Genomic DNA, 17,813 nt, shown 5'->3' with positions numbered 1-17,813 from the left:
GTGCCCGAACTCCCCGAGGTCGAGACCGTCCGGGGCGGCCTCGCCGACCATGTCCTCGGCCGCCGCATCACCGCCGTCGAGGTGCTCCGGGACCGCGCCGTGCGGCATCAGGAGGGCGGCGCCGACGAGCTCACCGCGCTGCTGACCGACCGGACGCTCAGTGCCGCCGTGCGCCGTGGCAAGTTCCTCTGGCTCACCCTGGACGGCCCCGACGGCGTCGCCGAGGACCACGCGCTCCTTGCCCACCTGGGCATGAGCGGCCAGTTGCTGGTCACCGGCGCGACCGCGCCCGGCGCCGAACGCAACCCGCACCTGCGCGTGCGCGCCGCCTTCGCCGACGGCACCGAACTGCATTTCATGGACCAGCGCACGTTCGGCTACCTCACCGTGGTGCCGCTCGTGCCCACGCCCGACGGCGGCCCCGGCGGTTTCGCAGGCACCTCGCCCGATCGTGCGTACCTGCCGGCGCCCGTGGCGCACATCGCGAGGGACCTGCTCGACCCGTTGCTGGCCGCCCCGGACGCGCCCGCCCGGCGGGCGCTGAACCGGCGGATCCGCTCCGGTTCCCGCGGCATCAAGCGCGTGCTGCTGGATCAGGAGACGGTCTCGGGCGTCGGCAACATCTACGCCGACGAGGCGCTCTGGCGGGCGCGGCTCCATTACGCCCGGCCCACGGACAGACTCCGTGCCGGCCAGGTGGCGCACGTCCTGGACGCTGCCACCGAGGTGATGACCGAGGCGTTGGTGGCCGGCGGCACCAGCTTCGACGCGCTGTACGTCAACGTGAACGGCGCGAGCGGCTACTTCGACCGGTCCCTGAACGTCTACGGACGGGAGGGCGAGCCGTGCCGGCGATGCGGCACCGCCATCGCGCGGGAGGCCTTCATGAACCGGTCCTCGTACTTCTGCCCACGTTGCCAGCGGCCGCCCCGGGAACGCCCGGCCGGCCACTGAGCGAGCGGCTCAGGCCACCCGAGAAGCCAGCAGCGCGGCGACCCTGTCGAGCTGGCTCGGGTCCTCCAGCGCCGAACCGAGAGAGACCACGCGGGCGCCGGCGTCCAGGTACGCGGCCGCGTTCGCCGCGTTGATGCCGCCCGTGGCCACCATCTTGACGCCCGGGAACGGGGCCAGGACCGCCTTGATCCAGGCCGGTCCGAGCACGGACGCGGGGAACGCCTTGACCCAGGTCAGGCCGAGCCTGACGGACTGCTGGATCTCCGACGGTGTCGACACCCCCGGCACGTGCGGCACCCCGAGCTCCACGCTGCGCGCGATGACCTCCGGGTCGAAGCCCGGCGCCACCGTGAACACCGCGCCGACCTGGTGCGCGAGGTCCACCTGCTCGGGCGTGGTGACGGTGCCGGCGCCGACCTCGGCGCCGCGCTCGCGCGCCGCCGCCACGGCCGCCTCGAGCGAGGGCACGGCCTCGGGGGTCTGGATCGGGACCTCCACCTGGGTCAGGCCGAGGTCCCAGGCGCGGGTGCACAGCTCGACGGTGCGCTCCGGGGAGTAGCCACGCAGGATCGCCATCACCGGCACCGCGGCGTAGGCGGCGTCGAAGTAGGCGGTGAACGGGTGCACGGCGGACGTGGTCACGTCAGGCTCCTGGGGTCGGTTCGAACGACGGCGGACGACGGCGGATGGCCGGTTCCGTGGTCGGTTGGGGGCAGGACCGTGGCCGAGTGCGCGAGGCCGCAGGGGAGGTGGTCACCGCGCCACGTCCTCGGCCGCGGCGAACGCGGCCAGTTCGTGCCGGTAGGGCAGGTGCTCGCAGTCGCCGGGCACGGTGACTGCGTACGCGCCGGTGCGGCCCGCCGTGGTCAGGCACTGGGCCGGGTCGGCGCCGGCGAGCAGGTCGGCGAGGTAGCCGCCGACGAACGCGTCGCCCGCCCCGACCGGGTCCACCGCGTGCACCGGCACCGGGGGAGCGACGTGTTCGACGCCGTCGACGATCGCGACGGCGCCGCGGGGGCCGTCCTTGATGACCACGGCGTTCGGCCCGAGGGCGGCCACGGCGCGGGCCAGGGTCAGGTTGTCCGCGGCGTCGTTCGGTGCTTCGAGCACCAGGCGGGCCTCCTCCGGTCCGGCGAACACGAGGTCCGCGCGGGCGACGAGGTCGCGCAGCACCGGCGCCGCCTCCTGCGCCGACCAGAGTTTCGCACGGTGGTTGACGTCCACCGACACCAGCACACCGGCGGCGCGGGCGACGTCGACGGCGTAGAACGTCGCCTCCCGTGCGCCCGTGCTCAGGGCCGGGGTGATGCCGGTGACGTGCAGCACGCCGGCCCCGGCGATCAGGTCCTGGGGCAGGTCGGACGGGCGCAGTCGGGACCCGGCGCTGCCGGCCCGGTGGTAGTCCACCCGAACCCCCGCACTGGTGCGCCGCGAGGAGATCATGAGACCGGTGAACGCGTCGTCGCGCAGCGCCCGCGTCACCACCCCCTCGGCACGTAGCCGTCGCTCGATGAGGTCACCGACGCCGTCGGGCCCCACCCGACCGACCCAGGTGACGTCGGCGCCGAGGCGGGCGGCCGCGATGGCGACGTTGCTCTCGGCTCCGGCGAGCTTCAGGGAGAGCGGACGGACGCCGTCGAGCAGGCCGATGCCTTCGGCGTCGAGGCGGCCCATCGTCTCGCCGAACGTGAGCAGGGTGCGGCTGTGCATGGATCCTGAGCGTACTTGTGGATCCGCTGCGGGCCGCACCCTGGTCACCTGATGGAACGCGTCAGCGGTCGACGCGGGCGCTCCCGCCGCCGGCGAGCTTGAGCACCTCGGCCTTGGTGACCATGGTGGTGTCGCCCGGGGTGGTCATCGCGAGCGCCCCGTGCGCGGCGCCGTACTCGACGGCGGTGCTCAGCGGCTCGCCCTCGAGCAGACCGAAGATCAGGCCGGAGGCGAAGGAGTCCCCACCGCCGACGCGGTCCAGGATCTCCAGGTGCGGCCGGTGCGTGGCCTGGGCGAAGCCCTCCTCCTTGCTCCACGCGATCGCGCCCCAGTCGTTGTCCGAGGCGGAGTGCACGGTGCGCAGCGTGTTCCCGATGACCTGGAAGTTCGGGTACGCGGCGGACGCGGTCGCGATCATCGACTGGAACTTCGAGATGTCCAGGTCGGAGAGGTTCTCGTCCACCCCTTCGACCTCGAAGCCGAGGGACGCGGTGAAGTCCTCCTCGTTGCCGATCATGACGTCGATGTGCCCCGCGATCGCCTTGTTGACCTCCTGCGCCTTGGCCTGCCCGCCGATCGACTTCCACAGGCTCGGCCGGTAGTTGAGGTCGTAGGAGACCACGGTGCCGTGCTTCTTGGCGGCGGTCACGGCCTCCACGACCACCTCGGCGGTGGACTCGCTCAGCGCGGCGAAGATCCCGCCGGTGTGCAGCCAGCGCACCCCGAGCCCACCGAACAGGTGGTCCCAATCGATGTCGCCGGGCTTCAGCTGGCTCGTGGCAGTGTTGCCGCGGTCGGAGACCCCGACGGCGCCACGCACACCGAAGCCGCGCTCGGTGAAGTTCAGCCCGTTGCGGACCTCGCGGCCGATGCCGTCGTAGGGCACCCACTTGATGAACTGGGTGTCGACGCCGCCCTGGAGGATGAAGTCCTCGACCAGGCGGCCCACCTCGTTATCGGCGAGCGCGGTGACGACGGCGGCGCGCTGCCCGAACGCGCGGCGCAGGCCGCGGGCGACGTTGTACTCGCCGCCGCCCTCCCAGGCGCGGAACTGGCGGGTGGTGCGGATGCGGCCCTCGCCCGGGTCGAGGCGCAGCATCACCTCACCGAGGGAGACGACGTCGTAGCGGCACTCGGCGGCGGGGCGGATGGTCAGGCTCATGGCTGGGGGTCCTGTCTTGTGCGGGTACGTGGGGAACGGGCGCGGCTCAGCCGCGGACGAGGGCGACGGCCTCGGCGGTGAGGGCGGTGATCTCGTCGAAGGCGCCGGCCGCGACCTTGTCCCGGGGGACCATCCAGCTGCCGCCGATGGCCAGCACCGCGGAGACGGCCGTGTACTCGGCCACGTTCTTCGGGCCGATGCCGCCGGTCGGGACGAACTTCAGGCCGGCGAACGGGGCGGACAGCGCCTTGATCGCGGCGGCGCCGCCGGAGGTCTCGGCCGGGAAGAACTTCACGGCGGTCAGGCCCTCGGCGAGGGCGGCCTGCACCTCGGTGGCGGTGACGGCACCGGGCAGGGCGAGCACGCCTCGCTCCTTGGCGCGGCGCACGACGGCGGTGGACAGCCCGGGGGAGACGATGTAGCTGGCCCCGGCGTCAACGGCGGCGTCGACCTGCTCGGCGGTCAGGACCGTGCCGGCGCCGACGAGCATCCCGTCGATCGCGGACATCGCCTTGATGGACGCCACGGCGGCGTCGGTTCGGAACGTCACCTCGGCCACGGGCAGGCCACCGGCGATCAGTGCGTGCGCCAGCGGAGCGGCGTCCTTGGCGTCGTCGAGGACGACGACCGGCACGAGCCGGGCGGCGGCGATCTGGTCGAGCAGTTCGGTCATGGGAGAGTGCCTTCCGCGAATCAAAACGTTTTCAGAATGGTCTTGACCCGCGACGCTAGCACGGTAAGGATGGGCCGACAAGGTCGATGTAAACGTTTGTGACGATCTGGCTGAGGAGGGGAACGCATGGCGGAGGGTGTGGTCACGATCCACGACGTCGCGCGGGAGGCCGGCGTCTCCATCGCGACGGTGTCCCGGGCCCTCGCCGGGTCCACGACCGTGGCCGCGGCCACCGCGGACCGGGTCCGCCGGGCGGCCGCCGCGCTCGGCTACGAACCGAACCGCGCGGCCCGCGCGCTCGTCACCGGCCGTGGCCAGTCCGTGGGCCTGGTCATCCCCGACCTGGAGAACCCGTTCTACTCCTCGGTGGCCAAGGGCATGCAGAACCGGGTGCGGGCCGCCGGGCTGACCGCGATCATCGCGGACACCGACGAGGACGTCGACCGGGAGCGAGAGGTCCTCGGGCAGCTCGCCGCAGACGTGGACCGGATGATCCTGGCCTCGCCGCGCGCTGCCGACGCCGACCTGCTCGCGCTCGCCGCGCGCAGCCGGGTCGTACTGATCAACCGGTCGCTTCCCGGGGTCCCGGCCGTCACCGGTGACAACGCCGACGGCATCCGGCAGGCCGTGGGGCATCTGCTCGCCCTCGGTCACGCGCGGATCGGCTACGCCGGCGGTCCGGCGACGTCGTGGTCGGACGCGGAGCGGCGCGCCGGCCTGACGGTCGCGGTGGAGGCCTGGCGCGCACAGGGCCGGGACGTGACGATCGTGGACCTCGGCGCGTTCCGACCGGGGCCGGCCGGCGGCGTGGCGGCCGCGGACCTGGCCATGGCCGAGGGGGTCACGGCGGTCCTGGCGTTCAACGACCAGCTCGCCCTCGGGCTGCTCGGGCGCCTCGGTGAACGTGGCGTGGGCGTGCCGGAGGCGATGAGCGTCGTCGGCTTCGACGACGTGCCGGTCGCCCGCCTGCTCGCCCCCGCCCTGACCACGGTGGCGGTCCCGGCTCAGCGGATGGGTGCCGCGGCGGTGGACCTGCTCCTCACGGAGCCATCGAGGGGCGCGGCCGGTGCCCTGAACGTGCTGCCCGTGGAACTGCAGGTGCGGCGCTCCACGGCGCAGGCCCCGCGAGGCTGACTCGTCGCCGCGCTGCTCGCCGGGAGGGCTGCTGCTCGTCGATAGTGCTTTCGAGCGTGCCGTTCCGCTCGCCCGGACCGCGCTCTCCGGGCGTCGCCGGGCCGATAGGCTCGGAGCCATGACGGATCCGGTGCGCGTGATGATTGTCGATGATCACGAGGTGGTGCGGCGGGGCATCGCCGAGGTGATCGAGCGTTCGGACGGGCTGACCGTGGTCGGCGAGGCGTCCTCGGTCGCCGAGGCGCATCGCCGGGTGCCGCTGGTCCGCCCGGACGTGCTGCTCGTGGACCTGCAACTTCCGGACGGCACCGGGCTGGACATCATCACCGAGGCCGCGCGGGTGCTGCCCGAGGCGCGGGCGGTGGTGCTGACCTCCTTCGACGACGACGACGCGGTCGCCGCGGCACTGGCCGCGGGAGCGAAGGCGTTCGTCCTCAAGTCCGTGCGTGGCGCCGAGATCGCGGACGTGGTCCGCGCCGTCGCAGCCGGACGGACCCTGCTCGACGACCGGACCGTGACCCGCCGCCAGGACGCCCACCCGGACCCGACGGCGGACCTGACCCCGAGCGAGCTGAAGGTGCTCGACCTGATCGGGGAGGGCCTGTCGAACCGCGAGATCGCGGACCGGCTCGGGGTGGCCGAGAAGACCGTCAAGAATCACATCACGTCGCTGCTGGCGAAGATGGGCCTGCAGCGACGCACCCAGGTGGCCGCCTGGGTTGCCGCCCACCGCGGTGGCCGGTGGCGGGCACCGAGCGAGGGGCAGCACTCATGACCACCGACGGGACTGCGACCGCGAGCAAGGCCTCGGCGGATGCCGACCTGCGCGCGCGGGTCGCCGGCCTGATGCCCCAGGCGCTGTCCGACCTCGCCGAGCTGGTGGCGTACAGATCGGTCGCCGACCCCGCCGTCGAGGACCCCGAGCAGTGCCGGCTGGCCGCACAGTGGGTCGCTGAGGCGTTCGCGGAGCTAGGCCTGGCCGACGCCGCCCTGGTACGCACCCCGGACGGCACGGACGCCGTGATCGCGCACCACGAGGGACCGGCCGGTGCGCCCCGGGTGCTCCTCTACGCCCACTACGACGTCCAGCCTGCGTCCAACACGCGAGCCTGGGCCACAGACCCGTTCACCCTGACCGAGCGGGACGGCCGGTTCTACGGCCGGGGCGCCGCGGACTGCAAGGGCAGCATCATCGCCCACCTGACCGCGCTGCGCGCGCTCCGGCCCGACGGCGCGTACCCGGTCTCCCTGACCGTGGTCATCGAGGGCTCGGAGGAGCAGGGCACGGGCGGCCTCGAGCAGTATGTGCAGGCGCACCCCGAGGAGTTCGCCGCCGATGTGATCCTGATCCAGGACACCGGCAACGTGACGGTCGGGCAACCTACCCTGACCGTCTCGCTGCGCGGCGTGGTGGACGTCATCGTCCGGGTCGAGGCGGTCGCCGGCGAGCTGCACTCCGGTGCCTTCGGTGGCGCCGCGCCGGACGCGCTCGCGGCTCTCATCGCGATCCTGGCGACCCTGCGTGACGCGGATGGCAACACCACTGTGCGCGGGCTGGCCGGCGACGGGGTCTGGGACGGTGTCCCGTACTCCGAGGACGCCTTCCGCGCCGAGGCCGGCATCCTGCCCGGCGGACGCCGGCTCGGCTCGGGCACGGTGGCCGATCAGGTCTGGTCCCGCCCCGCCCTCACCGTGATCGGCCTGGACGCACCCGCCGTCGTCGGGTCCGTCGCCGCGATCCAGCCCCGCGCCGCCGCGCGCCTGAACCTGCGGGTTCCGCCCGGTGTGGACCCCGACGAGGCGGAACGGTTGCTGCGGGCGCACCTGGCCGACGTCGCCCCGTGGGGCGTGCAGGTGAGCACCGAGTCCGGCGGCAACGGGCGTCCGTACCGTGCGGACACCAGCACGCCCTCGTTCGCGGCGCTGCACGAGGCGCTCGGTGACGCCTTCGGCAAGCCCACCGTGACCTCCGGCCAGGGCGGCTCGATCCCGCTGACCGCGGCGCTTGCCGCCGCCCAGCCGGAGGCGTCCATCGTGATGCTCGGCCTGGCCGATCCCGCGAGTCTGATGCATGCACCGAACGAGAGCGTGCATCCGGCCGAGATCGAGCACACCGCCCTCGGCGTGGCCATGTTCCTGCGCCGCCTGGGTCTCGTTGGGGCCGGTGAGGCCCACCCCGGGTCCATCGAGGGCCTCGACCCCACCGGGTGATCCCTGCCGAACGGCGGCGGCCAGGCATCCTGGCCACCGCCGCGGCGACGGTCGCGCGCAATCGGAGGCTCTATCTGCGCACGACCGTGGCGCTCCAGGCCGCGACGGTGCTCGTCGTGGTGCCGATCGTCGCGCTGCTCCTTCGCGCGGCGCTCAGGGCAGCCGGGCTGACGGCCTTGACGGAGGCCTCGGCCGTCCGCCTGCTCACCCACCCGGTCTCGTTCCTGTTGTTGCTCCTGCTCGCGGCCGTGGCGAGTGTCGCCGTCCTCATCGGCCAGGGCGTCCTGATCCTCATCGGCACCCGGTTGCGCGACGACACCATCCTGCATCCACGTGCCATCGGCGCCGAACTGGCGGCCGTGGGCCGGCGCCTCCTCGGCCCACAGCTCCTGGTGTTCGTCGCGTACGCGTTCCTGCTCGTGCCGCTGGGTGGTCTCGAGGTCGGTGCCTTCCTGACCCGCGGCGTCGAGCTGCCGCCGTTCATCGCCGGTGAACTGCGCAAGACGGTCGCCGGCACGCTGGTCTGGATACTCGGCGCCGCGGCCGTCCTCTACGTCAATGTGCGCCTGGTCCTGGTCCCGGTGGTACTGCTCACGAGCCGGGCGTCCGTGCTCGCGGCCCTCGCGAGCAGCTGGCGGATGACCCGCGGGCAGAGCGCCCGGGTGGTCGGTCTGTTCGCCGCGGCCTGGACCGTCTCCGCCGTCGTCCTCGCTGGCCTGGTGGTGCTGATCCTGTACGCGGTGCGTCTGGCCGACGCCGTCTGGCCGCCTGCCTCACCGCTCGTCGCCGGACTGACCGTCACCATCGTGCAGGTGGCCGTGCTGGCCGTGAGCGGTCTCATCGTCGCGGTACTCACCCAGGCGCTCGTCGTTCTGGCGGACCGACGCCGCGAGCCTGGCGGCGACATCGGCTGGTTGACGACCGCCCCGCTCGACGCGCCGTACACCCAGCCACCGCCCGAGGCTTCCCGTGCCGCGGGATGGGTCCCCCGATGGCCCGGGATGCCCGGTGGCCGAGCCGTCGGCGTGGCGGTCCTCGGCGCCGTCCTGGCCGTGGCCGTCACCGTCAACACCACGGTCATGATCGCGGTCCGCGACGAGGTGACGACAGCGGTCATCGCGCACCGCGGCGTGACGGACGACGCGGTCGAGAACACCATCGACGCGCTCGACGCGGCGGCGGCCGTCGGCGCGGACTACGTGGAGCTCGACGTCCAGCAGGCCGCCGACGGTGGCCTGGTGGTCGTGCACGACACCAACCTGCGTCGTATCGCGGGCATCAACAGGTCCGTGTTCGAGATGACGACGGCGGAGCTGACCGGGACCACGGTCAGGCAGGGCGGACACACAGCGACCATCCCCACCTTCGAGGAGTTCGCGGCCCGAGCCGCCGAACTGGACATCGCGCTGCTGGTGGAACTGAAGACCCACGGTCGCGAGCAGGGGGACTACGTCGGCGACGTCGTGGCCGTGCTGGTGGCCCATGGCCTGGTCGCGACCGCCCGCGTCCAGTCCTTCGACATCGCACTGGTGAACGAGATCGAGGACCGGTTCGCCGAGGTCACGACCGGCTGGGTCGTGGCCTTCCACCGGGGCCGCCTCGACCCCGGTCGGGCGGACTTCGTCGCTCTCGAGGAGTCCTCCTACACGCCGCGGATCCTGAGCGAGGCCCACGCCGCCGGTGCCCAACTGCTGCTGTGGACCGTCAACGACCCGGCCGCGATGCGCCGATTCGTGCGCGACGGTGTCGACGGGCTGATCACCAGCGATCCCGCCGGCGCCCTGGACCAGCGGGCCGCCGTCGCCGGGGACACCTCGCTCGCCCGCCGCCTCGAGGACGAGCTGCACAAACTCGTCGGCTGGTGGTGAGAGGCAGGGTCGGCCGCGGTCGGGCCGGCCGCGTCAGCCCGACCGGGCCGTCCAGACCAACGACGTCCCGCCGTCGGGCCCCGGCCCCAACCGGAACTCGCCGCCGTGCCGGCGGGCCCGAGTGGCGAGGTTGTCGAGCCCGGACGAGCGGGTGCGCTCGGGATCGAGCCCGACGCCGTCGTCGGTGACCACCACCTCGATGTCCTCCGGCCCGACCGCCAGCCGCACATGCACCGACGACGCCCGGGCGTGCCGGGCCGCGTTCGCGAGCCCTTCCCGGACCACCGCGACCACGTCGTCGGCGAGGTCGGCGTCCACGCGCGCGTCGAGGTCGTCGCCAGCCTGGTCCGACGGCTGCGGCACCCCGGTCACGGGGTCGGTGGCCTCCAGCACCAGGGACGGGGCGAAGCCGAGGCCGGTGCGGGCCAGTGAGGTCTCCCGGCGCAGCCGCTCCAGGAGCGGCGCGTTCTCGTTCGGGGAGCGCAGGTTCTGAACGATCGCACGGATCTGGCGCACCGAGTCGTCGACCCCGTCGAGCGCCGTGGCGAGCACCTGACGCAGTTCGTCCCGCTCGGGCGGTACCTGGTCGCGCGCATGGGCCAGCTGGAGCCCGGTGGCGAACAACTGCTGGATCGCCATGTCGTGCAGGTCCCGGGCGATCCGGGCGCGCTCCTCGACGAGCCCGGCCAGGTCCTGGGCCTGGCGCGCCTCGGCGAGTTTGAGCGCCAGCGCGGCCTGCCGGGCGATCGACTCGGCCACGTTCAGGTCGCTCTCGGTGAACTCGGGGGCGTGCTTGTTCCGGAGCAGGATGAGCACGCCGATGCTCTGCCCCTCGGCGACGAGCGGCGCGTACAGCGACGGCCCGTACCGGCCGAACTCGGGGATCCGCAGGTTGCGGGCACGAGCGAAGGAATCGACGATGATCCCCTCCTTCTCGGCCAGCACCGTCATCGCCCGCCCGTCCGGCGGCATCACGATCCCGACCAGGTCGCCGACCGGGTCCCCGTCCGCGAACTCGATCAGCCAGGAGTCGTCGAGGCCGGGCAGCACCACCACGGCGGTGTCCGCGTCCGCCACCTTGCGCACCTTCCGGGCGATGAGGGCGAGGGCATCCTCGACGTCGAGCCCGGACAGCAGCGCCGTGGTGATCTCCTGCCCGACGGCGAGCCACCGTTCCCGGGTCCGCGCCGCCTTGTACAGGCGTGAGTTCTGCACCGCGATCGCGGCCGCCGCGGCTAGCATCCGAATGTTCTCGGCGTCGGTGTCGGTGAAGTCGCCGCCCGCCTTCTCGGACAGGTAGAGCCGGCCGTAGACCTGGTCGGCCACCCGCACCGGCACTCCCAGGAAGGAGCGCATCATCGGGTGTCCCTCGGGGAACCCCTGGAACCGGGGGTGGGCGGTCAGGTCGGACAGCATCAGCACCCCGTCGGTGGGGATCTCGGCGAGGATCCCGCGCCCGTGCGGGTGCTCCAGGACCGCCTCGGTGACCGGGTCCACCCCGTGCTGGACGAACGTCTCCGTCTCGCCGGCCGCGTCGAGGACGCCGATCGCGGCGTACTTCGCGCCGGTCAGGTCCGCGGCGGCCTGCACGAAGTTGGCGAGCATGTCATCCAGGTGCAGGTGCGAGGTGACCGACAGGACGGCATCGAGGAACTTCGTCATGGCCGGCGGCCGGCTTCGAGCGTCTCCATGTCCCCAGTGTGGCCGTTGACCGGGGCCTTCGGCGAGGGACCGATGTCCCGAGCACCGAGGTCGATCACCTGGTCTGCTCGGTCCAGCCCGGCCAGGCGGTGGGTCACCACGAGGACACCACGCTCGCGGCCGACGCTGAGGATGTCGGCGATGAGAGCGTCCGCGGTGGCCGGGTCGAGGTGTTCGCCGGGCTCGTCCAGGAGCATCAGGGGGGCCGGGTGCAGCAGGGCCCGGGCGAGCAGCAGCCGACGGCGTTCCCCGCCCGAGAGCGTCGTGGCGTCCGGTCCGAGCATGGTGTCCAGGCCGTCCGGCAGCCGGTCCAGCAGGTCGCCGAGCCCGGCCCGGGTGAGTGCCTCGGTGGCCTGGCCCGGCGTGACGTCGCCGCGGGCGACCCGCAGGTTCTCGAGCACCGTGGTGGCGAACACGTGGGCGTCCTCGGCTGTCACCGCGACGGTCGCCGACGCGTGCTCACCGCCGACCGTGCCGCCGATGCGTACCTCGCCCGCGACGGGTTCGAGGAGGCCGGCGAGGGTGAGCAGGAGGGTGGTCTTGCCGATCCCGCTCGGCCCGACCACGACGACGGCGTGGCCCGGCTCGAGGCGCAGGTCGAGGCCGGTCAGCACGGGCGGGTGGCCGGGGTAGCCGCAGGCGAGGCCGGTCGCGACGACCGTCGGGTCGACGGCGGAGGCCGGCCGGGCCGTGGCGCTCGCCCGGGGGGCACTCGCCGGGGTGGGCGTCGCGCCGGCGTCCGCGCTCGCCCGGGTGGTCGTCCGGTCCCCGGCGACGCTCGCCCGGGCTGGCGTCGCCGCCACGACCGAAGCGTCGTCGCCGCCGGTCGGCCAGGCGCCGGCCCGGTCCAGCAGATCAACGAGCCGGCGCGCGGCGCCGCCGGACCGGATCACCTGCAGCGCGGCCGCGGGCAGCGCAGCGGCGGCCTCGAACGCGGCCAGCGGAGTGAGCACCACGACGGCCAGTTCCACCGGTGCCAGGGTCCCGGCGGTGGTCGCCGGGATCCCGACCAGCATGGCCCCGACCACGGCCAGGCCGGTCGCGAGGACACCGAGCCCCTGGGCGAGCGCCGCGGGCCGGGCGGCGGCGTCCTGGGTGGCGGCCACCCGCACCTGCGCGCGGCGCAGGTCCGCGACCGCGGCGGCAAGGCGACCCGACACACGCAGCTCCGTGGCGCCGTCGAGGATCAACATGGACGCGGCCGCCACGTCCGCTCGGGCCTGCACGCCAGCCAGTTCGCTACGTCTCGCCGCGGCTGCGGCGAGGGCCGGTGCGCCGATCCCGGCGAGCAGCAGGGCGAGGGTCAGGATGCCCGCGGCGGCGGGGGAGAACGCTGCCACGAGGCCGACTGTGCCGGCCGAGACCACGACCGCGACCGCCGTCGGGACCAGTGCCCGGACCACCACGTCGCCGACTGCGTCCACGTCGGCGCCAACCCGGGCGAGGACGTCGCCGCGGCGCATCCCCGCGGTCGCCTCGGGGTGCCCGAGGGCGAGGATCCGGTACACGTTCGTGCGCAGGTCCACCACGCCGCGCAACGCCACCTCGTGCGAGGAGAGCCGCTCCAGGTAGCGGAACACGCCGCGCGAGATGCCGAGCGCGCGCACTGCCACCACGGCCACGCCGAGGTGCATGACCGGCGGCATCTCGGACGCCCGCGCGATGAGCCACGCCGACGCCGCCGCGAGCCCGACGGCGCTACCCAGGGCGATCGTGCCGCACACGACCGCGACCAGCACGCGGCTCGCGTCGACGCGCAGGAGCGGGAGGATCCGGCGCAGCGCGGTCAGGTCCCGGCGGTCGCGGCGGGCCGGGAAGCGGCTGGCGGAGGTGCCCGCGGGGGAGGTGATCCCGGGTGCCGGGGTGGTGTCGGCTGTGGAGGTGGAGGACGTCATCGGGTCACCGCCGCCCGATCGGGCCGATCGATGAACTCGGCGCCATGGTGGTCGGCAGCACCGCCGGCCTCGGGCGGCACACCCGCACGTACCTCGAGGAGCTGATCCGCGGCCGCGATGAGCTCGGGCCGGTGCGCGATCACCAGCACCGCCTTCCCGGCGTCGGCCGCGGCGCGCAGGGCGGTGAGCACCCGCGCCTCGCTCGCCGCATCCAGGTGCGCGGTCGGCTCGTCCAGCACCAGGATCCGGCCCGGGTGCAGCAGAGCCCGGGTCAGGGCGAGGCGCTGCCGCTGCCCGAGGGACAGGCCCACCCCGCCTCGCCCGATCGGGGTGTCCCAGCCATGTGGCAGCCCGGCCAGCACGTCGTCGAACCCGGTGGCCGTGGCGGCCGCCGATAGTGCTGGAGTGGCTGCCACATCGGCACTCTCGCCGACGCCGGTCGTGGCGAGTGAGGCCCCCGTGACGTACTCGCGCAGCGTGCCCGGTTCGATCACCGGCCGCTGGGGCACCCAGGTGACCTGCGCCCACCACGAGGCGAGCGCCACGTCGGCGAGCGGCACCACGCCGTCCGCGGTGTGCAGCAGCACCCGCCCTTCGTCGGGGGACTGCACACCGAGCGCGACCATCACTGCGGTGCTCTTGCCGGCGCCGCTGGGGCCCACGAGTGCCGTGATCGCCCCCGGGCGGACCACGCCGCTCAGACCCGCCGGTGCCGCGTAGCCGCGGTCGCCGGCGCGCACGCCAACACCGTCCCACTCGAGCGCCGTCACGGCGCCGACCGGACGCGTGCCCGCGGCAGCCCTCTGGGCGGGGTCGGTCAGGGGCGTGTCCAGGATCGTGTGCACCTGGTCGGCCGCAGCCACGCCGTCGGCGGCCGCGTGGAAGTGCACGCCCACCTGTCGCAGCGGCAGCAGCACCTCCGGGGCCAGGATCAGGACGGCAAGCCCCGTGGTCAGGTCGAGCTCGCCGTAGACGAGCCGCAGCCCGACCCCGACGGCGACCATCGCCACCGAGAGCGAGGCGAGCAGTTCCAGCACGGCGCCGGACAGGAACGCGACCCGCAGCGTCGCCATCGTGGTGCGACGGGTCGCGTCGGCCAGTTCCCGGACCCGGCGTACCGGGCCGAGTGCCCGCCCGAACGCCTGCAGCGTGGGCAGCCCGGCGATCAGGTCCAGGAGCTGGCTGCCCAGGCGGGACAGCGCCGCCAACCGGTCCGCCGCGTACTTCTGGGTGGCGACCCCGACGAGCCACATGAACAACGGGATCAGCGGGATCGTGATCCCGATCGTGATCGCGGAGACGACGTCCAGCCCGGCGATGACGGCCAACACCGCAGGAGTGAGCACCGCCGTCAGCAGCAGTTGTGGCAGGTACCGGACGAAATAGGGCTCGAGGGCCTCGATGCCGCGGGTCGCCAGAGTGGCGGTATCGGCGCCGTTCGTGGCAAGCCAACGTGGCCCGAGCTCCGCCGCGCGGACCAGTACCTGTTCGCGTAGCTCGGTGATCACTCGCACGGCGCTGCGGTGTGCGATCGACTCCGAGACCGCGGAGAGCCCGGCGCGGACCACGAACAGCGCACCGACCCAGGCGATCTGGGGCAGGACCTGTCCGAGCGTCGCCGCCCCGGTGACCACCGGGGCCACCGCGCGGGCGAGCAGGATCGCGCCGGCCACCACACACGCCGTCATCGCCACCGTGAGCACGGCCGTGGCCAGCATGTAGGTGCGGGCGGCGTGGGCGCGGCGGAGCAGGCGCGGGTCGAGGGGCTTGCTCACGAGCGGGCCGGGTCCTTCGTCGGGTCCTTGCGTGGCAGTCCGATGTGGGCCGGGATGGCGGCCGTGGTCAGGCGCTTGCGGAACACCCAGTACGTCCAGCCCTGGTACGCGATGATCAGCGGGGTCAGGCACGCCGCCACCCACGTCATGATGGTCAGCGTGTAGTCCGTGGACGAGGCGTTGGAGATCGTCAGCGAGTTCGCCGGGTCGTTGATCGCGGGCAGCACGTTCGGGTACAACGAGCCGAAGATGAACACGACCACGGCGGCGATCGTGAGCGCGCTGAGCGTGAACGCCCAGCCCTCCCTGCGGGCCCGGGTCGCGAACACGACCGCGACGAGCGCCGCCGCGGCGACGCCCACCGGCACCCACGTCCAGGTGTGCGCCGAGTGCGCCACCTGCGCCCAGATCGCGAACGCCGCGGCCACCACGAGGGTCGGCACGGCCAGCACGGCCGCCGTACGTCCGGCGCGCTCGCGCATGTCGCCGTCGGTCTTGAGGCTGATGAAGATCGCGCCGTGCAGGGCGAACAGCAGCGCGGTGGTGGCGCCGCCGAGCAGCGCGAACGGGGAGAGCAGCTCGAAGAATCCGGAGACCATCTGGTGGTCGGCGTCCAGGCGCACCCCGCGCACGAAGTTCGCGAACGCGACGCCCCAGAGGATCGCCGGCACCCAGGACCCGATCGTGATGGCCCAGTCCCACCGCGCCCGCCAGGCGTCGTCGTTGATCTTGCCGCGGTACTCGAACGCGACGCCGCGGATGATCAGGGCCGCCAGGATCGCCAGCAGGGGTAGGTAGAACCCGGAGAACATCGTGGCGTACCACTCCGGGAACGCTGCGAACGTGGCGGCACCGGCCACGATCAGCCACACCTCGTTGCCGTCCCAGACCGGGCCGATGGTGTTGATGATCAGGCGCCGGTCGGTGTCGCTGCGCGAGAGCGGGCGCATCAGCATCCCGACGCCGAAGTCGAAGCCCTCCAGGACGAGGTAGCCCATCCAGAAGAAGGCGATGATCAGGAACCAGAGCAGGGGCAGATCCATGACTTCCTCGACTCAGTACGCGAACGAGAGGGGCTGGGACTCGGGATCCTCGGCGCTTCCGGTGCCGTCGGGATCATCGGACCCGTCGGAGTCGGGAGCGTCGGGAGCGGCCGCAGTGTCGCCGGTGGCCGGTGCCACCCCGGTCGCGGCGTACCGGCGCATCAGCGTGAACCAGACCACCGCGAGCACCGTGTAGAGCACGGTGAACGTGATCAGGGAGGCGAGCACCTCGCCGACCGGCACCGTCGTGGACAGACCGTCCGCGGTGAGCATCCAGACCAGATCCACGCCGGTCGGGTTCGGGGCCACCACCCAGGGCTGGCGCCCGGTCTCGGTGAAGATCCACCCGAACGAGGCGGCGATGAACGGCATCGGGATGGCCACGAGGCACAGTCGCCCGAACCACTTCGAGTCCGTGATCCGGCCACGCCGCAGCAGCCACAGCCCCACCAGGGCCAGCGCCGCCGACCCGGCCGCGAAACCGATCATGAGCCGGAAGGACCAGTACGTCAGGGCCAGGTTCGGGCGGTAGTCGACATCCTCGCCGTACTGCTCGGCATACTGCTCCTGGAGGTCCTCCACGCCCGGCAGGTAGCCGTCGAAGTCGCCGGTGCCGAGGTAGCTGGTCACGCCGGGGATGGTGAGGATGTGCTGCACGCCCTCACAGCTGTTGGACAGGTCCCCGATGGTCAGCAGGGAGAAGTCCGCGCCGTTCTCGCCCTCACACAGGGCCTCCGCCGAGGACATCTTCATCGGTTGCTGCTCATACATGAGCTTGCCCTGGTAGTCGCCGCTCACGACCACCCCGGCGCCGGCGATCACGATGGTGGCCAGCCCGAGCAGGGCGGCAGGCCGGTAAACGCTCCGGGCGAGGTCCTTCTGGGAGTTCCGGGCGGCGCGTACCAGCAGCCATCCGGCCACGCCTGCGACGAACGTCCCGGCCACCAGCAGCGACGTCGCGACGGTGTGGGAGTACGCGGCGACCAGGGTGTTGTTGGTCAGCACCGCGCCGAAGTCGACCATCTCGGCGCGCCCGGTCTCCTCATTGAAGATCGCCCCGACGGGGTGCTGCATCCACGAGTTGGCGGCGAGGATGAAGAACGCGGAGGCGTTCGTCGCGATCGCGACCGCCCAGATGCAGGCCAGGTGGATCTTCTTGGGCAGCCGGTCCCAGCCGAAGATCCACAGGCCGAGGAACGTGGACTCCACGAAGAACGCGGCCAGGCCCTCGATGGCCAGTGGCGCCCCGAACACGTCGCCGACGAACCGGGAGTACTCGCTCCAGTTCATCCCGAACTGGAACTCCTGGACGATCCCGGTGACCACGCCGATCGCGAAGTTGATCAGCAGGAGCTTGCCGAAGAACTTCGTGAGCCGGTACCAGTTCTCCTTGCCGGTGAAGGTCCAGATCGTCTGCATGATCGCCACCAGCGGCGCCAGACCGATCGTCAGTGGCACGAAGATGAAGTGGTAGACGGTCACGATGCCGAACTGCCAACGGGCTACGTCGAGTGCTTCCACCGGTGGGGCCATCCTTCTGGGGAGCGAGGTGCGCGGTAGACAAGACGCTAGGCGCGGCCCTGCCGCCGACCTGGGACCAAGGTCCCGTGTCATGACGGCGTGTCACCTCCCCCCGCGGAGGGCCTGTGCGATACTTGCCGCGGCGAGCCGGTCAGTCCCATACCTG

Annotated in this window: 14 protein-coding genes; 5 read left to right on the top strand and 9 right to left on the bottom strand. The window is 72.9% G+C overall.

The annotated features are described in order from the left end of the window. On the top strand, positions 1–954 hold the full coding sequence (mutM, locus tag HALOF300_RS17615) for a bifunctional DNA-formamidopyrimidine glycosylase/DNA-(apurinic or apyrimidinic site) lyase (protein WP_156742220.1): 954 nt from the start codon (positions 1–3) through the stop codon (positions 952–954). A 9-nt stretch (positions 955–963) separates the two neighbouring features. On the opposite strand, the gene HALOF300_RS17610 is transcribed toward mutM, so the two are convergent. The 4 genes from HALOF300_RS17610 to eda all read right to left on the bottom strand — a co-directional run bounded on the left by HALOF300_RS17610 (position 964) and on the right by eda (position 4,499). Continuing rightward, positions 964–1,596: a bifunctional 4-hydroxy-2-oxoglutarate aldolase/2-dehydro-3-deoxy-phosphogluconate aldolase gene (locus HALOF300_RS17610; RefSeq protein WP_231955552.1), complete on the bottom strand. Its 633-nt coding sequence runs from the start codon at positions 1,594–1,596 to the stop codon at positions 964–966. A gap of 111 nt (positions 1,597–1,707) precedes the next feature. Beyond that, a complete protein-coding gene (locus HALOF300_RS17605; protein ID WP_156742219.1) occupies positions 1,708–2,664 on the bottom strand; it encodes a sugar kinase in 957 nt (318 codons plus the stop codon). 61 nt (positions 2,665–2,725) lie between these two features. Beyond that, positions 2,726–3,826, bottom strand: coding sequence for a sugar kinase (locus tag HALOF300_RS17600; RefSeq protein ID WP_156742218.1), 1,101 nt, complete (start codon positions 3,824–3,826; stop codon positions 2,726–2,728). Between the two features lie 46 nt (positions 3,827–3,872). Further along, entirely contained in the window at positions 3,873–4,499 is a 627-nt protein-coding gene (gene eda / locus HALOF300_RS17595) for a bifunctional 4-hydroxy-2-oxoglutarate aldolase/2-dehydro-3-deoxy-phosphogluconate aldolase (protein ID WP_156742217.1), read from the bottom strand. Positions 4,500–4,625: 126 nt separating this feature from the next. Between eda and HALOF300_RS17590 the strand changes: the two genes are divergently transcribed. The 4 genes from HALOF300_RS17590 to HALOF300_RS17575 all read left to right on the top strand — a co-directional run bounded on the left by HALOF300_RS17590 (position 4,626) and on the right by HALOF300_RS17575 (position 9,712). Continuing rightward, positions 4,626–5,633, top strand: coding sequence for a LacI family DNA-binding transcriptional regulator (locus tag HALOF300_RS17590; RefSeq protein ID WP_156742216.1), 1,008 nt, complete (start codon positions 4,626–4,628; stop codon positions 5,631–5,633). 118 nt (positions 5,634–5,751) lie between these two features. Beyond that, positions 5,752–6,408 carry a response regulator gene (locus tag HALOF300_RS17585; protein ID WP_290368025.1) on the top strand — a complete coding sequence of 219 codons (657 nt, stop codon included), beginning with the start codon at positions 5,752–5,754 and terminating at the stop codon, positions 6,406–6,408. Further along, complete coding sequence (locus tag HALOF300_RS17580; protein WP_156742215.1) at positions 6,405–7,844, top strand: dipeptidase; 1,440 nt, start codon at positions 6,405–6,407, stop codon at positions 7,842–7,844. The genes HALOF300_RS17585 and HALOF300_RS17580 overlap by 4 nt, the downstream gene beginning before the upstream one ends. Then, positions 7,841–9,712 (top strand): glycerophosphoryl diester phosphodiesterase membrane domain-containing protein, encoded by a 1,872-nt coding sequence (locus HALOF300_RS17575; protein WP_156742214.1) that lies wholly within the window; start codon positions 7,841–7,843, stop codon positions 9,710–9,712. The genes HALOF300_RS17580 and HALOF300_RS17575 overlap by 4 nt, the downstream gene beginning before the upstream one ends. Before the next feature lie 33 nt (positions 9,713–9,745). Here HALOF300_RS17575 and HALOF300_RS17570 read toward each other — a convergent pair whose 3' ends face one another. The 5 genes from HALOF300_RS17570 to HALOF300_RS17550 are packed head-to-tail and all read right to left on the bottom strand — an operon-like array spanning position 9,746 to position 17,647. Further along, positions 9,746–11,374, bottom strand: a complete 1,629-nt coding sequence (locus tag HALOF300_RS17570) for a sensor histidine kinase (RefSeq protein WP_156742213.1) — start codon at positions 11,372–11,374, stop codon at positions 9,746–9,748. Further along, positions 11,371–13,308 (bottom strand): thiol reductant ABC exporter subunit CydC, encoded by a 1,938-nt coding sequence (gene cydC, locus HALOF300_RS17565; RefSeq protein ID WP_156742212.1) that lies wholly within the window; start codon positions 13,306–13,308, stop codon positions 11,371–11,373. The genes HALOF300_RS17570 and cydC overlap by 4 nt, the downstream gene beginning before the upstream one ends. Further along, positions 13,305–15,083 (bottom strand): thiol reductant ABC exporter subunit CydD, encoded by a 1,779-nt coding sequence (gene cydD / locus HALOF300_RS17560; protein WP_331716242.1) that lies wholly within the window; start codon positions 15,081–15,083, stop codon positions 13,305–13,307. The genes cydC and cydD overlap by 4 nt, the downstream gene beginning before the upstream one ends. Next, the gene (gene cydB / locus HALOF300_RS17555; protein ID WP_156742211.1) at positions 15,080–16,126 is read right to left on the bottom strand and encodes a cytochrome d ubiquinol oxidase subunit II; all 1,047 of its coding nucleotides are present in this window, start codon (positions 16,124–16,126) and stop codon (positions 15,080–15,082) included. The genes cydD and cydB overlap by 4 nt, the downstream gene beginning before the upstream one ends. 12 nt (positions 16,127–16,138) lie before the next feature. Next, positions 16,139–17,647, bottom strand: coding sequence for a cytochrome ubiquinol oxidase subunit I (locus HALOF300_RS17550; RefSeq protein ID WP_156742210.1), 1,509 nt, complete (start codon positions 17,645–17,647; stop codon positions 16,139–16,141). Positions 17,648–17,813 lie beyond the last annotated feature (166 nt).

This window comes from Occultella aeris (genome assembly GCF_902703175.1).
Lineage (GTDB): Bacteria > Actinomycetota > Actinomycetes > Actinomycetales > Beutenbergiaceae > Occultella > Occultella aeris.
The sequence above is the reverse complement of the archived record's forward strand: the minus strand, read 5'-3'. Positions and strand labels throughout refer to the sequence as shown.